This is a genomic window from Streptomyces nigrescens, assembly GCF_027626975.1.
GTDB classification, from domain to species: domain Bacteria; phylum Actinomycetota; class Actinomycetes; order Streptomycetales; family Streptomycetaceae; genus Streptomyces; species Streptomyces nigrescens.
This window is the reverse complement of record NZ_CP114203.1, coordinates 108539-121547: the sequence shown is the minus strand read 5'-3', so window position 1 is coordinate 121547 and position 13009 is coordinate 108539. Positions and strand designations below refer to the sequence as shown.

Genomic DNA, 13009 nt, shown 5'->3' with positions numbered 1-13009 from the left:
TACTGAACACAAGGTGTGAAAATGGAGGATAGAAATCCTTTTCAGGTGGCCTTCTGTGCTGAACAGTGTCCGAACGATCCTCCGGGCGTGCGCTCTGCGTGACTCGAACGTTTGGCGTCTGCGCGTAAAGCGTGGCGGGAAGTCGGGCTTGCGTTCCCTGCCGTAGGGACGTTGCTTGTAGCGCTGCTGGAGGTTCGTCGAGGTGGGCGGGGCCCCGGGGCCCCAGGCTGCCAGGCGTCGCATGCCGTTGCTCTGGGGTGTAGGGATGGACGGCGGAGGAATCGCGGACCAGGGCGGAGAGATTGCGGGAAGGGGCAGGCCGCGCCGGCACCGGGCCGTGGAGTTCAAGAAGTTCCTGGCCAGGCTCGACAAGGAGGTTCCGGCCGGCTGAGCCTCCACCTGATCCTCGAGGCTGCGATAGCAGCGCGCAGTTGCCTGTTTTCCACGGTCAGTTGGTTGCCGGCGCGGATGAGGTGGTCGACGTCGGTCCGCAGCGGATGCCTCGGCTTCACGCGCCAATTGCGCGAACACCTCATCCATGGCTCCCTCGCCGGCTTGCTCCGGCGGGGGTCGTGCATGGCGGGTCACGACGGCGTGCAGTGTCCGGCGCGGGTACCGCTGTACTCCGGCTCTCCGCTATCGAGGGAAGTCGACGCCGACCTGGGCCGCCAGGAGGCCTCCATCCGGGAGCGCCGCTGTCGGCTCGGCGCCCTTCTCGCCGAGCCGCCCGGCGCGACAGAGCCCGTCTCACCCGCCCTCGCCGCACTGCTGGCACAGGCCCCCGAACTGACTCGCCGAGCGCGGCCGAGGACCGCGAGTGCCTCACGCTGGTGGACGCCACCAGCACCGGTAACCAAGAGATGCTCGCGCTGCTCGGAACCTGGTCGCCGATCCCGCGGTCGTCGAACTGTATGAGCGCCTCGACGCGCTCGCCCAAGCCCCCGCCGCCGATCCGCGGATCGCACCCCTGGCAGCTGACCTGCTGGCAGCCGTCCCCGAGCAGCTGCTCGCCGCAATACCCGAGGACGGGGGCATCGTGACCGGGTTCAAGAAGGCACTGCTCGCCGAAGACGCCCCCGCGCAGGCGGAAGTCGTGGGCCGGCTCATGGACGCGTTCGTGGAAAGGGGCCGGGTATGAGCGTACGGGCGGCGGGGGTCGCGGTGGCCGTGCCCCGCGGCATGGTTTCGGCCCGATGTCCCGTCACGACGACACCGTTCCTCGGCGTCGGGTGCAGCAGGGGGAGGCTGCAGAAAGAGGAAGTGTTCGACTGAGGAAGCCAACCGGCTGATCAGCCGGGAGCGGGGGCCGGTCGAGCACGGCTTCGCCGACCTGAGAACTGGCGTATCCTGGCCAAGGTCGGGATCAACACCCGTCACGCCACCCTGTTGCGGGCCCTGCTCGTGCTCACCCGGGCGGAGATCGAGCGATGGCGAACGATCACCCAGAAGCGATCACGGGACCTGTCACCCGGCTCGAGTAGCCCACTTGCCGCTCACACCAGGCCCACAACCTGAAATTTCAAGGGGCGAATGGCCAATGGCCCCACCAGCGGCTCGCCGCCCAGGCCAGCCCATAGCCCGCGCTGTTGAGGGCGCAGTGCAGGGCCATGGGCGGGATCAGGCTGCCGGAGCGGCGACGGAGCTCGCACAGGAGGACGCCGGCGAGGGCGGTGCCGGTGACGGCCGCCGTCACGGAGAGGGCGACGCCGGTCGCACCGGGGCCGAAGGCCGCCGCGGCCGCCGCGTTGGCGTGGGTCAGCCCGCGTGACGGCTGGATGTGCCAGAGGCCGAAGAGCACCGAGGAGACGGCGGTGGCCCACGCCGGTCCCCAGCGCCGTATCACCAAGGCCCACAGGACACCGCGGAAGGCCATCTCTTCGAGCAACACCGTTCCGAGCGGTACGCGTACCAGTACCCGGTACACCACCTCTCCTCCGGACAGTCCCGCCACACGCTCGTCCTGGAATGCCTCCCGGGTGAACGGCACGGTGAGGCCGATCAGATACACCGCCGTCACGGCTCCGGCCAGGACCAGTCCCCAGCGCAGTCCGCGGCGGGCCGAGGCCCTGCTGAGCCCCAGCTCGTCCCAGGTGAGCCCGGCCCGGCGGGCGATCAGCACGAGCAGCGCAGCGGTGGTGGCGCAGACTGGGACGTACGCGGCGGGCGGGAGCAGGTGATTGAGCGCGTTCGCGGCCGCGAGCACCACGACGGCCAGGAGCAGCATCGGCATGGTCGCACCAGGATCGCCGACCCTGGGGGCCGGGCGGCCCGCAACACGCCCAACTGGGCCCCGCGACCGGAAATCCCGGCCATACAGTCACGAACGGGATGTCGGCCTGGTCGCACTAGGTGTGCTGTCCCGGCACGTTGGTGACACGCGTGCTGGGTGCTTGAACAGGTGAGGGCCTTCTGGGTTCGGTGCGGATTGCGGCATCTGCACCGGTACTCAGGAGGACCTCGTGTCCCACCGTAATGCTCCGCTGACCCTGACTGGCCGACTGCGTCTGGCCCGGTGCGTCGTTGACGACGGCTGGCCCGGTCTCGGACGCACCAGGTGGGTGGTCGAACGGACATGTGCCTGGCTCCACCAGTGCAAGCGCCCGCGGATCCGCTACGAACGCCGTGCCGACCTCCACCAGAGTCTGCTGGAGCTGGCCTGCAGCATCATCTGTCTCCGCCGCCTGCGCAGATCAGGATGAGGGGCCCGTCAGCGGTGCCGGGACTGCCGGCCAGTCCAGCACAGTGAGTTCGGGCCATTGCTGCCTCCAGCGGGCCGCCTTGGTTCCGTAGACCTCGTGCGAGGCAAGCACCGGATTCGGGCGCACGACGAGATTGAACACATCAGCCAGACCGTGCGGCGCGTAGACGCGCCACCGCCCGTCAGGCTCCAGGCGGACTTCCACACAACAGGTCGTCGCGGCGAAGCAGTCAATGGCCGACTCGGTGGACGTGTGCGGGTCACAGGGCACACCGAACTCAGGGCAACGGGGCTGAAGTTCTCGACCCATCGGGTGGAGGTGCCCATGCGGCCATCTTCTCCTTGGGCACGAACATCTTGGCACTGCCGGCCAGGCAGACAACGGCCAGCAGCCCGGCAGTGATCCACAGCGCGAGGTTCATCATCAGCTCCTTGATCGAGGATCGCCCGCACCCCGTAAGACGAGACAGCAACTCGGCCTGTGACATCTCCGAACCCCCGGAGGCGGGGAGACGTGGGTCACACAAGCGTCCGTGTCACAGGGAGCCGGGCCATCTCGTCTCGGGGGTGTAGCCACTGACGACCACGGAGGAGCACACGATGGACGCGCGACTGAACTACTTCGCCAGCCCGACCGCCGGCAAGGTCCTCAAGCACTTCATGTCGGCAGGCAAGGCGCTCAAGGACTCGCCACTGCCGACCGCTACGCAGGAGCTGGTGGCGCTGCGCGTGAGCCAGATCAACGGCTGCGCCGCCTGTATCGACATGCACACCAAGGATGCCGCCGCTGTCGGCGAGACCTCGGTGCGGCTGAACCTGGTGGCGGCGTGGCGGGAGGCCACGGTCTTCACCGAGGCCGAGCGTGCCGCGCTGGAGCTGGCGGAGCAAGGTACCCGGATCGCGGACGGGGCCGGCGGGGTGAGCGACGAGGTCTGGGCGCGTGCCACCGAGCACTACGACGAGGAGCAGCTCACCGCTCTGGTGGTCCTGATTTCCTTCATGAACACGGCCAACCGGCTGAACGTCATCGCCCAGCAGCCGGCCGGCGACTACGAGCCCGGGCAGTTCCACTGAACGGCATCGGCAATCGGCACGGGGCTCGTTCGCGAGCTCCGTGCCCCGGGCCTGGGGGTGTTGCTCTGCCCCGCCAGTAGACCGGATGATCACCAGAAGATGCCCGCGTCGGCGAGTACGACAGGCGGGAGGGCCTTAAGGGGGAGTCGGCGTGAGCAAGGTCGAGGAGTTCGAGGAGCTGAGGCCACTGCTGTTCTCGATCGCCTACCGGATCCTGGGCAGCGTGAGTGAAGCCGAGGACGCGGTGCAGGAGACATGGCTGCGCTTCGACACCTCGGCGACCCGGCCCACGTCGGTCAAGGCCTTTCTGTCCGCCACGGTGACGCGGGTCTCGATCGACGTGCTGCGCTCCGCGCGGGTGCGGCGGGAGGAGTACGTAGGCCCGTGGTTCCCCGAGCCGCTGCTGAGTGATCCGTATCAGGATCCGGAGCGCTCGGCGGAGCTGGCCGACTCGGTGTCGATGGCGGCGCTGCTGCTGCTGGAGCGGCTCAGCCCGCTGGAGCGATCGGTGTTCGTGCTGCGGGAGGTGTTCGCCTTCGGGTTCGACGAGGTCGCCGCGGCGGTGGGGCGTTCGGAGGCGGCGTGCCGGCAGCTGCTGGTGCGGGCACGGCGGCACATGGAGGCCGGGCGGCCGAGGTTCGAAGCGGACGGTCAGGAGCGGCAGGAGCTGGCGACGCGGTTCTTCGACGCCCTCCGCGACGGCGATGTCGTCGGCCTGCGGGATCTGTTGGCCGCCGACGTCCAACTGGTCGGGGACGGCGGCGGCAAGGCCCCGCAGCTGGCCAGGGCCGTCATCAGCGCCGAGAACGTGGCCCGACTGCTTGGCTCCGTCTTCCCCCTGATGGCCAGGATCGACGTGACGTTCGAGCCGCACGAGATCAACGGACAGCCGGGCGCGATCTTCCGCGACCGGGACGGCAAGGTGCTCCACATACTGGCCCTCGAGGTGCTCGACGGGCAGATCCAGACCATCCGCTCGGTTATCAACCCTGACAAGCTCGGCCACCTCGGGCCGGTTGCCGACGCCTGGGCCATCGACAGCGAGGTGAAGCAGGCCCGCCGGCAGACGAAGTGACCTCGTGACCGGCGTGGGCCAGCTCGTTCACCGGCAGCTCATGTCAGCGGCCACGGGGCGGCCGATTCGCCTATCCGGCGAGGTGGAAGTTGTGCATGCGGGCGATGCCGCGCATCGCGTGGTGCACGCCGACGCCGCGGAGACGGCAGTCACGCAAGATCGCGACGCCGCAGCGCGAGCGCGAGCTTCAGGCGGGAGCATTGCGGCCGCCGGCCAGGTTTTGACTCCGAACAGCCCGATGATCGCGCCCACCGTGGCTATGACCGGCTGGCCTACCTCTCCTACGGTCTTCGCCGTTAAGCCACTCGCAGGGTGGGCGTCCGTTGATGACGATTGTTGCCTTCGTCTGCATTGCCGAGCTGCGGGATGAAGGATTGCGGTGCCGGGTGGAGCCAGCTCGCAGCTGGGGCTTCGAGGCTGTGGAGGTCCGTGGCCCCGGCGGCCGCCGCTACCTGGAGGTCGAGGCCGGGCTTGGTTGAAGGCGGTCCACGAGAACGCCTCCGATGCGCGGCACCGCGGCTATCCAGACGCCTCAGGGTCCCAACTCGTCAAGTCGCACCCTCATAGCCGATGTGTAGCCTGTCGATCTGTTCGAACGGGATGGAGCCGCGGTGGATGTCGATGGAGCGCATGCTGCGATCCAGCTCCCTGAAGGGTCTTGGTGGGACTGGGACGTCGTCGCCTGGGACGGCGGAGAGCTCAGGCTTGCCGCCGGCTACGACCTGGCCTACCACCACGGCCTGGAACTGGTCTTCGGCGATCCAGTCTTCGTCAGCTGCCCGTCCGGCTTTCGCGATCCGGCCTTCCGGGCCCCGTCGCCCGACGAGCTCCTGAGAATCACTCGTCAGCTCGGCGGGAAGCCGCCCATCGTGGTCGCCTTCGAGGCCGACGCTGGCGGGCAGGAGCCGGTCTCGTGCCTCATCGCCGCAGAGCGGCTCGACCTCGTCCAGGAAACCGTCCTGCGGTACTGGCGCGAAGGCGCAGGCCCCGATCAGCGCTTCGCTCCCTGGGTGCGGTCCCCCGGCCAGTAGACGGTCTCGGGCCACGCCTCGAACACGGTGAGCTCGTAGATAGCCTTGCCGGATGACTGACTCGGACCCCGCCCAGCGCCCTTTGCCCACATGGGATCAAATGGTCGCGTTGCGGGACTTCATCCACGGACGGACATACGCTGCCGCGGCCCCCACCATCCGACTCAATGGAGAACCGCCTCACGCCCCCGGATCCGCTGGCGCGAGTGGCGGAGGTCAACGGAGCGCTCTACGAAGTCACCTCCCACCTATGCAGTCGGCTGTATGCCGAGCTTGCGACAAGTCGCCCTGGATCCGGCGCCGAAGCCTCATGGGAAGCCCTCATCACGATCACTGCCTCCTGGCGCGAAGACCCTGAGCTGCCTGCCTGGGTGCACGAGGTGTTGCCCGCCAAGCCGCGCTGACCGCGACGTCAGGTGGTGCGGGGAACGCGGACTCCTCATCGAAGAGTTCTCGATTCTGGAGGCAGTGGTAGAGCCGGCCATTCTCTGGGGGACCCGAGTCCCGCAGACGCTCAGCTGCCTGTGTTTGTGCAGGTGGGCGACCTGACGGGTTGAGGATGGCAGTGCGACAGGTGTGGCGCAATCGCTGAATCGGGCGATGGCGGGACTCTCTCCGGCCTCGCCATCATGCCTTGGTTCATGGGGTGTGGCCGGGCGATAGGTTGCTCACCATGCCGCTTGCCCCAGACGATGAGATCCGCAGTCGCGAGGACTTGGTTGCATTCGTCCGCGCACTTCACCAGGACTATCTCCGCCGTGGCCATGAGTGGGAGAACCAGACCCTCGATGCCTTCCTGGAAGGGCTCGCCGCGTGGATGAATGACTCGGAGGGTTGGTATCGAAACTTCGGTAGGGAGCTCCCTGCTGCTGGTGACTGGACGTTCCTTGCCCGGGCTCTTCAAGCGGCGACGACCTACGAATGATCGGCAAAGCCTGACGGTCTGCGAAAGCCCCTGCGCGACACGGCTGCTGAGCCTTCTCACGAACGAGCGTTGAGGGTGGCCATGAGCTGGCGGTTGGCTGCTCGGGCGGCAATAAGGTCTTCTTCGCGTTCGGACAGTTCGGCGGTCAGGTCAGCGTTGTGCTGTTCGAGCTGGGTGATCCGCTCCTGGAGTGAGTGGGGGTCGGTGGGGGCGCCGAGGCCCGATTCTCGCCAGGCCCGCTTCGCCAAGGGCTCGTGACAGGGCCTCGAAGAGGCTGGGGTTGGCCTGGACAGCCTTGCCCCAGATCCGGTCCCTGGCCAGTTCATCCTCCGGCGACAACCTCGGCGGTTCGACTTGTTCAGGCAGAGCTGTCGAACATCGAAGAGGTCAACACCCACAGGGGGAAGCGTCTCGGTCACCGGCCCATGGTAGGGGGCTGTCCGGCTCGAAGACGTACGCAGCAAGCACCCGGACGAGGACGTCTGGGCAGCGGCAGTTCAGCTATTCCAGCAGAACGCACAGATCCCGGTGTTGCTTTCGTAGCTGACCCGTCCCGGCCAGCTGGCGAAGGTATGCGTCACCAGCCGGTACGACCTGCTGGCGGCGGACCCGCCACCAGTTGGTGACCTGCGCTGCCTGACCCGCTGGTCACCGGCTGGCGGCAGACAGGTTGGCAACGCGGGCGCGGTATGTGGCGATCTCGTCGTCGGTGAGCACCAGGCGTCCGGGGCCGGGCTGTCCGGACGGCAGCGAGGTGCCCTCGGTCAGCGCGTCGGCCATCTGACCGGGAAGGGCCAGCAGCAGCTGCCCCTGCTCGGCGGTCTCGATCACCGCCCACGAGCCCGGGCTGTCCTCGTCGTGCTGGTCGGTGACCTCGATGGTGCTGACGGCCGTCATCGTCAAAACGGGGGGCTGGGCTATCTCACTCACCCGCCCTTCCCTATCAGGCATGCCCCGCCAGGGCGAATCTCGCGGACCTCGCAGGGATGTCAGCTGTGAAGGGGAGCCCGTCACCCAATGAGGAAGACCTGCGCGGGCGCTGCTGAGGCACTATTCGGCCGGGCAGTACGAGGAGACGATCCGCACCGAGGCCCTCCTCGCCAACCGCTAAGGACGCTGTTGGCCCTGTGCCCGCCGGGTGCGCTCGCAACGGAGGCCACACCTAGCAGAATTTCCCGCCAGGCGCCGCAACAAGCGCCGGGCCGCGCTGTCCAGTTTCGGTGCGGCCGGACAGCGCGCCGCGGACGGTTGCGCTATGGCGGAACAAGCAGGTCCTCAAAACCAGCTGCCACTGAGTCGGAATGCTTCCTGTACTCGGACAAAACGCCTAGAGATAGGAAGCGAAATCAGGCGTCAGGCAGCGGCGAGACGTTGCGTCAATTCCGCTACAGCTTGGTCTTTTTCCAGTGGGCCAACAGTACCGGACTGGGGAGCCCAGTACATAACCTTCCACTTCACCATTACGGTATAGATGGCCAATGCGAGGCAGGATCCGGTGCCTTTCCCAGTGTCATCCACTGACTGCTTGCGAACGGTGCTCAGTTGGTCGTGTGCCTCCCCGATCGCCTTCCTCACCAGGCGCGGATTCCCGGAGTGAGCCTTTCGGGAGAAGTTGGCGAAGAAGTTTGGGTTATTCCTTGCAATGCTGTTGAGTAGTCTGTCGACATGCTTCGAGTCAAACTCTTGGCCCTTGCCAGCGTCGGCCGCAGTCGTCGCAGCCGCACTCGTAGCGAGCTGTTCCGAGTACCTCCCCTGGTTGAGGAAGAGGCCGACGAAAATGGCGCGGCCGTCTTCAGTGTGATCGATTAACGTGCTCCTCTGGCTGCTTAATGAAGGAGTTGGGGCGACGGCAAAGGCGCTTGCAGTCGACGTTCCGGCTACGCCGAGAGCGGTGCAGGTGGCGATGGCGACTGCGACACGCTTAATTTTCATTTGGCCCTCCAGTGGTCTGGCTCGTATTGCGTTGACGAGCAGGGCATGGCTGTCTCATCAGTGTCGAAGGAGCGATGTCGAGGTGCGATGTAGATATGATTCCGTTGGGCGCATTTCCCTCCGCGTTGGCTGACCAACGGCAGTCCTGGGAGGGCGGATTGACGCTACAACTTCCTACGTGGGCAATCGGGCAGTGGGGAATGGGATGGCCTGATCAGCCGCGGGAGTGACCGGTTCCGCAGGGGCGTGACGAGCAGACTTTTCCGGTGAAGGGCATTGAAGGGAAGTGGTGCATTGTTCTAGACTGATGCGCACAATACGACGAACGGAGACGTACGCCATGCCCGTACAGCGCGAAACCGAGGTGGGAGCCGTCAGGCGAACCCTCTTAGTGGCTGCCCCCTTCGTGGCGGGGGCAGCCGCAGTCGCCTTAGCGTTCGCAGTGCTTCATGACGCGCTGCCCAGCAAGATAGCCACCCACTTCACCGCCGACGGCACCGCGAACGGCTTCAGCTCACCTGGCTCAGCGCTCGCAAAGTACTGCCTGATCTTCGTAGTCGAGCTCGTCGGTCTGCTCGTAGCTGCCTTCTCCATCAAGAACAGGACAGGCGGGCAACGGTCCCTCGTTGTCCTCTGCTGGGCTCTGGCCGCTGCCACCGCGTACGGGTTCATCGCAGACATGCAGGCGAACACGCGGTCTTCCGGAAGCCAGGCAACATCGCTCCCCCCGTACCAGTTCGCCATCGCAGTCGGAGTTGGTGGGGCTGCCGCCGCCATAGGCTGGGTGCTCAGCCGGAGGCGTTCGTGAAGGACCAACCGGTAGACCGCAGCGATACCGGGCGAGTAGTCGTCTGGTGCCGGTCCCTCTTCTGCGGATGGATGCTGGCCACCGGCACCGTGCTGGCTATCGGCCTCCTGACCATCGCCCTCATCAATCCGGAATACCGCACCCTCTGCCTCTGGCTGCTGACCGTAGCCGCTGCCTTCCTGGTGACGGGAGCGATCAGGGTCACCGTCGACCAGCGGGGCGTCATGGTGGCGTCGGCACTACTGCCCGTCCTGCGGCGTCGGTTCCCCCTGCACCGGATCAAGCAAGCGACAGCACAGTGGACGCGCGCCACTGAAGTGGGCGGCTGGGGCTACCGGTGGAACCCGGGCCTCAGCGCAATCTCCCTTCGTGGCGGGGATGCCCTGTGGCTCTCACTCGCCAACGGCACGCAGTTCGTCATCACCATCGACGACGCCGAATCGGCCGCTGCGCTGCTCAACTCCTGCCTGCCGCAGAAATCAGGAAGCCAATGACATGCTGGTGACCATCGATCACGGCTCGTCAGTTCCTCTGGCAGAGCAGATCGCCGCCTCGGTACGCCGGGCGCTGGCTGAAGGCAAGCTCCACAAAGGAGAACGGCTGCCGGCCGCCCGAGCGCTGGCCGGCACCCTGAACGTCAACATGCACACCGTTCTGCGCGGCTACCAGCTACTCCAGCAGGAGAACCTCATCGAACTGCGCCGCGGCCGGGGCGCAGTCGTCAGCGGCCGATCGCCCGGTGATCGTGCCCTTGTGGTGGAGACATGCCGTCAGCTCGTCGGGCTTGCTCAGGGCATTGGGTTGGAGGAGCACGACCTGCTGGCCCTGGTCTCGGACAGCTACCAATCTCGTGCATGAAGGATCATGAGCCCGATCGAACGGGGCGCAAGCATGGCCCGGTCCGCTTCGGCGGCCGGGCCATGCTTATCCCTGGCGACTGGTTTCATGCCGGACCGACGCAAGGCCGAGGCTCTCGGGCTTCTTGACGTCTCGAAGATTGCTCACAGACCAATCGTCTCCGGGCCTCCCCAGCCAGCCGACTGGGGAACGGGCATGAGCTGGTACCGCCGCGGGTTTCGCTTATGGCAATTCGCGTCAGCGGTGCTGCAGCGGCGGCACGGGTTCCTCAGCGGCTGCCGGGAGTTGGGGCTCTTCGCTCTCCGGGCGAGTGTGGGTACGGACTCGCATTGTTGCCCCCAGAGGGAGGCAGAGAACGAGGATGCCGCCTGTCATTGCCAGGGCGAAGCTCCACAGTCCCATCATGAGAGCGATAGACAGGTGAAATGCTATTCCTGCGCCCATCGCCCACCATCGGAGCCGCTGCGGCAGCAGAAGTGAGACTGCCAGGAATCCCTCGATACACAAGGGAACCCAGGTCATCAGCGCCACGCCGATGGGGGTGGCAATGATGGGGGCGACCAGCCAATCGAGCCATGGGGCCGGCCCGAAGTCCAGATTGCTTCCCCAGTACCACATGGCAGTGCCGTCCTGCCATTCCGTGTGGGGAAGCTTGGCTATGACGGCCTGCAGGTAGACAACGGCCATCTGCAGCCGCAGCATCATCAGGCCGCTGATGCCAACAAGTGCAAATACTCTCGTGGTGCGCGTGATGGGAGGTTTCCCGGGTGGCGGCTGCCAGTGCCACCGGCGAGTGTCCCCCAAGGCTGGGAGTACGAACAGCATGGACAGGATCAAGGCAATTTGGTCGCCGCCGTCGGAGATGGCTATCCCGGAGAACACGCTGTAGTTGATGTAGGCGTGCGGCAGGGCGGTGTATCGAGGGAGGAATCCTGAAGCAATGATGAGCAGGATGATGACGCATGCCCACTTGATCCAGGACAGGTGGGTGGCGTTGTGCGGCGAGAGGCAGAAGACGCTCGCAGCCATTGTGGAGTTACAGAGTGGGTATTCACCGACTGTGGCCACGGGCCGGAACAGCGTTTCGGAGCTCGAGGCTGCCAGAGTTCCTGCTGTTCCCAGCGCGACGAGCGTTCGAGCAAGCCCATAGACGTTGGTCCACGGCAGCGCGACTCGGTACTCCTTGCTCATGGGCACTTCACACTCCAGACAGCAACTCGTTCGGGCGTGTGGCGCTCAGGGGACAGGTCACGCCAGGCCCAAGGGACCGGGCGTTCCTCCGCCACAGCCGCGTTGCCGCACAGGGTGGGCGAAGGTGAAGGGTTGGTGGCCTTCGTTGCCTTCTTTGCTCCGAGTTCAAGACAGTCGTGAATGGTGCTTGAATTCTCGCAAGAGGTCCATTTGACGTTTTTCTGGTGCAGCATCAGAGCGACTTCAATGCCCTGGGAGCGCGAGGCGCGATCAAAGCCAAAAGCATTCGACGCCTTGGCATGCGGAGTCAGAGAGACCGACTTCCAGGAATCTCCGAATGAGCGATAGGGCTCATACACGGGGTCCTTGGCGGACTTGGTGAAGAAAGCCCATCCTTGAGGGGCTGCCACTGTCGCCACGGTGCGGGCAGTGTCCTGCGCGGGCAGGGAAAGTACATTGTGGGGAACGAAGCTCTGTGCCACGTACAAGGACACGACTACCCATAGGGCGGCAATAGTCGATACCCATGACCGTGGCACTGCGGACGAATGAGGCGCTTCACCGGCCGTTGTGATGTGAATTCTCTTTGTGATGCGCATGGGAGTCTCGGGGTCCCAACTTCAGGGCGTTGTGACGCGAAGAACGGTGGCAGGGCGAAATCCGGAGCGAGCCGGGGTCCTCCCTGACGAGCAGGGAGGACCCCTTGGCGGGACTGGCTCAGGCAGCCAGAGTCTTCGTCAACAGGGCGATTTCCTGGTCTCTGGACAGGGAGCTGGAACCGTTCGGAGGCGCGGTCCAGAAGTGGACCGTGGTCACCGCGGCCTTCCATGCCTGCACATTCAAGGCGACCGACACGTTGCCCACACCGCCCAGGTTGATCGCGATGAGCACGTTGATTGCGAGCACCACAGTGGCGCACATTCCGGCACCTGTGCCAGCCTCAGCGACGGCGGCGGAACTCTTCGTCGCGAGGGACTTCAGAATACCAGCGGCCTCGGTGGCGGCGCTCTCCACCTTCCGCGGGTCTCCGGAGCGGAGCTTGGTGGAGAAGCTGCTGAAGAACTGCGGGTGCTGCTTCTGAATGGTGTCGAGAAGAGACGCGGCGGCCTTCCGCTGCTCTGGGGTGCTGTTCTTCGTGCGGAGGGTGGCGATGTCTACGAACTTGCCGCTCTTGCCCAGTTCTTCTGCCACCCGCCCCTGTGCGAAGGCAAGGCCTTCGAACAGGGCGCGACCATCCTTCGCAGTACCGACGCCGGCTAATGCCTCCGCGGAATGTGTGCGCGGCGCGGTGGGTGTGGCCATGGCTCCCTGGACGGCGACACCGCTCACGGCGAGTGCGGTCACAGCAGCGATGGCGACGCTTGTGCGTCTGAGCATGTGTAACTCCCTTGTAGCTGATTCGATGATTCCGTTTTAT

Annotated in this window: 17 protein-coding genes and 3 pseudogenes; 10 read left to right on the top strand and 10 right to left on the bottom strand. The window is 65.8% G+C overall.

All coding sequences use genetic code 11. The features are described from left to right. Nucleotides 1–265 precede the first annotated feature (265 nt). Nucleotides 266–391, top strand: a complete 126-nt coding sequence (locus STRNI_RS00650; protein ID WP_266449462.1) for a hypothetical protein — start codon at nucleotides 266–268, stop codon at nucleotides 389–391. A gap of 1128 nt (nucleotides 392–1519) precedes the next feature. On the opposite strand, the gene STRNI_RS00645 is transcribed toward STRNI_RS00650, so the two are convergent. After that, nucleotides 1520–2230, bottom strand: a complete 711-nt coding sequence (locus STRNI_RS00645; protein WP_266449465.1) for a CPBP family intramembrane glutamic endopeptidase — start codon at nucleotides 2228–2230, stop codon at nucleotides 1520–1522. 307 nt (nucleotides 2231–2537) lie between these two features. Between STRNI_RS00645 and STRNI_RS00640 the strand changes: the two are divergent. Then, nucleotides 2538–2699, top strand: a pseudogene (locus STRNI_RS00640) (transposase); the annotation flags it as partial. Here STRNI_RS00640 and STRNI_RS00635 read toward each other — a convergent pair. Both STRNI_RS00635 and STRNI_RS00630 read right to left on the bottom strand, forming a co-directional pair. After that, nucleotides 2691–2978: pseudogene (locus tag STRNI_RS00635) on the bottom strand (nucleotidyltransferase family protein); the annotation flags it as partial. The pseudogenes STRNI_RS00640 and STRNI_RS00635 overlap by 9 nt on opposite strands. Continuing rightward, on the bottom strand, nucleotides 2977–3120 hold the full coding sequence (locus tag STRNI_RS00630) for a hypothetical protein (RefSeq protein ID WP_266449468.1): 144 nt from the start codon (nucleotides 3118–3120) through the stop codon (nucleotides 2977–2979). The gene STRNI_RS00630 and the pseudogene STRNI_RS00635, both read right to left, overlap by 2 nt. A 178-nt stretch (nucleotides 3121–3298) precedes the next feature. Here STRNI_RS00630 and STRNI_RS00625 point away from each other — a divergent pair, with 178 nt between their 5' ends. Both STRNI_RS00625 and STRNI_RS00620 read left to right on the top strand, forming a co-directional pair. Then, a complete protein-coding gene (locus tag STRNI_RS00625) occupies nucleotides 3299–3772 on the top strand; it encodes a carboxymuconolactone decarboxylase family protein (protein ID WP_109886484.1) in 474 nt (157 codons plus the stop codon). 151 nt (nucleotides 3773–3923) lie between these two features. Then, nucleotides 3924–4847, top strand: coding sequence for an RNA polymerase sigma-70 factor (locus STRNI_RS00620; protein ID WP_266449472.1), 924 nt, complete (start codon nucleotides 3924–3926; stop codon nucleotides 4845–4847). Nucleotides 4848–4917: 70 nt separating this feature from the next. On the opposite strand, the pseudogene STRNI_RS00615 reads toward STRNI_RS00620, so the two are convergent. Beyond that, nucleotides 4918–5007, bottom strand: a pseudogene (locus STRNI_RS00615) (IS5/IS1182 family transposase); the annotation flags it as partial. 166 nt (nucleotides 5008–5173) lie between these two features. On the opposite strand from STRNI_RS00615, the gene STRNI_RS00610 reads away from it, so the two are divergent. The 3 genes from STRNI_RS00610 (at nucleotide 5174) to STRNI_RS00600 (ending at nucleotide 6803) form a co-directional block, all read left to right on the top strand. Continuing rightward, entirely contained in the window at nucleotides 5174–5326 is a 153-nt protein-coding gene (locus tag STRNI_RS00610; protein ID WP_266449474.1) for a hypothetical protein, read from the top strand. A gap of 132 nt (nucleotides 5327–5458) precedes the next feature. Further along, nucleotides 5459–5878: a hypothetical protein gene (locus tag STRNI_RS00605; protein WP_266449477.1), complete on the top strand. Its 420-nt coding sequence runs from the start codon at nucleotides 5459–5461 to the stop codon at nucleotides 5876–5878. A 673-nt stretch (nucleotides 5879–6551) separates the two neighbouring features. Then, nucleotides 6552–6803: a DUF7660 family protein gene (locus STRNI_RS00600; RefSeq protein ID WP_266449480.1), complete on the top strand. Its 252-nt coding sequence runs from the start codon at nucleotides 6552–6554 to the stop codon at nucleotides 6801–6803. 56 nt (nucleotides 6804–6859) lie between these two features. Here STRNI_RS00600 and STRNI_RS00595 read toward each other — a convergent pair whose 3' ends face one another. From STRNI_RS00595 to STRNI_RS00585, 3 genes are all read right to left on the bottom strand, one after another. After that, nucleotides 6860–7051, bottom strand: a complete 192-nt coding sequence (locus tag STRNI_RS00595; protein WP_277410284.1) for a hypothetical protein — start codon at nucleotides 7049–7051, stop codon at nucleotides 6860–6862. Between the two features lie 400 nt (nucleotides 7052–7451). After that, nucleotides 7452–7733: a hypothetical protein gene (locus tag STRNI_RS00590; RefSeq protein ID WP_266449486.1), complete on the bottom strand. Its 282-nt coding sequence runs from the start codon at nucleotides 7731–7733 to the stop codon at nucleotides 7452–7454. A gap of 423 nt (nucleotides 7734–8156) precedes the next feature. Further along, nucleotides 8157–8735 (bottom strand): sporulation delaying protein family toxin, encoded by a 579-nt coding sequence (locus STRNI_RS00585; protein ID WP_277410283.1) that lies wholly within the window; start codon nucleotides 8733–8735, stop codon nucleotides 8157–8159. 340 nt (nucleotides 8736–9075) lie between these two features. On the opposite strand from STRNI_RS00585, the gene STRNI_RS00580 reads away from it, so the two are divergent. From STRNI_RS00580 to STRNI_RS00570, 3 genes are all read left to right on the top strand, one after another. Next, nucleotides 9076–9543 (top strand): DUF1648 domain-containing protein, encoded by a 468-nt coding sequence (locus tag STRNI_RS00580; protein ID WP_266449491.1) that lies wholly within the window; start codon nucleotides 9076–9078, stop codon nucleotides 9541–9543. 71 nt (nucleotides 9544–9614) lie between these two features. Then, the gene (locus STRNI_RS00575; RefSeq protein ID WP_266449494.1) at nucleotides 9615–10037 is read left to right on the top strand and encodes a hypothetical protein; all 423 of its coding nucleotides are present in this window, start codon (nucleotides 9615–9617) and stop codon (nucleotides 10035–10037) included. A gap of 1 nt (nucleotide 10038) precedes the next feature. Beyond that, nucleotides 10039–10401, top strand: a complete 363-nt coding sequence (locus STRNI_RS00570; RefSeq protein WP_042159005.1) for a GntR family transcriptional regulator — start codon at nucleotides 10039–10041, stop codon at nucleotides 10399–10401. Between the two features lie 237 nt (nucleotides 10402–10638). Here STRNI_RS00570 and STRNI_RS00565 read toward each other — a convergent pair whose 3' ends face one another. From STRNI_RS00565 to STRNI_RS00555, 3 genes are all read right to left on the bottom strand, one after another. Continuing rightward, nucleotides 10639–11592 carry a sporulation-delaying protein SdpB family protein gene (locus STRNI_RS00565; protein ID WP_266449498.1) on the bottom strand — a complete coding sequence of 318 codons (954 nt, stop codon included), beginning with the start codon at nucleotides 11590–11592 and terminating at the stop codon, nucleotides 10639–10641. Next, entirely contained in the window at nucleotides 11589–12074 is a 486-nt protein-coding gene (locus tag STRNI_RS00560; RefSeq protein WP_266449501.1) for an SdpA family antimicrobial peptide system protein, read from the bottom strand. The genes STRNI_RS00565 and STRNI_RS00560 overlap by 4 nt, the downstream gene beginning before the upstream one ends. Nucleotides 12075–12309: 235 nt before the next feature. Next, nucleotides 12310–12969: a sporulation delaying protein family toxin gene (locus STRNI_RS00555; protein WP_042159004.1), complete on the bottom strand. Its 660-nt coding sequence runs from the start codon at nucleotides 12967–12969 to the stop codon at nucleotides 12310–12312. Nucleotides 12970–13009: the final 40 nt, after the last annotated feature.

What these genes read in the sequence shown, in the direction of transcription:
- STRNI_RS00650 (WP_266449462.1), top strand. Translation starts at nt 266, where the DNA reads ATGGACGGCGGAGGAATCGCGGACCAGGGCGGAGAGATTGCGGGAAGG.
- STRNI_RS00630 (WP_266449468.1), bottom strand. Translation starts at nt 3,120, where the DNA reads ATGAACCTCGCGCTGTGGATCACTGCCGGGCTGCTGGCCGTTGTCTGC.
- STRNI_RS00570 (WP_042159005.1), top strand. Translation starts at nt 10,039, where the DNA reads ATGCTGGTGACCATCGATCACGGCTCGTCAGTTCCTCTGGCAGAGCAG.
- STRNI_RS00565 (WP_266449498.1), bottom strand. Translation starts at nt 11,592, where the DNA reads ATGAGCAAGGAGTACCGAGTCGCGCTGCCGTGGACCAACGTCTATGGG.
- STRNI_RS00600 (WP_266449480.1), top strand. Translation starts at nt 6,552, where the DNA reads ATGCCGCTTGCCCCAGACGATGAGATCCGCAGTCGCGAGGACTTGGTT.
- STRNI_RS00645 (WP_266449465.1), bottom strand. Translation starts at nt 2,230, where the DNA reads ATGCCGATGCTGCTCCTGGCCGTCGTGGTGCTCGCGGCCGCGAACGCG.
- STRNI_RS00585 (WP_277410283.1), bottom strand. Translation starts at nt 8,735, where the DNA reads ATGAAAATTAAGCGTGTCGCAGTCGCCATCGCCACCTGCACCGCTCTC.
- STRNI_RS00625 (WP_109886484.1), top strand. Translation starts at nt 3,299, where the DNA reads ATGGACGCGCGACTGAACTACTTCGCCAGCCCGACCGCCGGCAAGGTC.
- STRNI_RS00610 (WP_266449474.1), top strand. Translation starts at nt 5,174, where the DNA reads ATGACGATTGTTGCCTTCGTCTGCATTGCCGAGCTGCGGGATGAAGGA.
- STRNI_RS00555 (WP_042159004.1), bottom strand. Translation starts at nt 12,969, where the DNA reads ATGCTCAGACGCACAAGCGTCGCCATCGCTGCTGTGACCGCACTCGCC.
- STRNI_RS00575 (WP_266449494.1), top strand. Translation starts at nt 9,615, where the DNA reads ATGCTGGCCACCGGCACCGTGCTGGCTATCGGCCTCCTGACCATCGCC.
- STRNI_RS00580 (WP_266449491.1), top strand. Translation starts at nt 9,076, where the DNA reads ATGCCCGTACAGCGCGAAACCGAGGTGGGAGCCGTCAGGCGAACCCTC.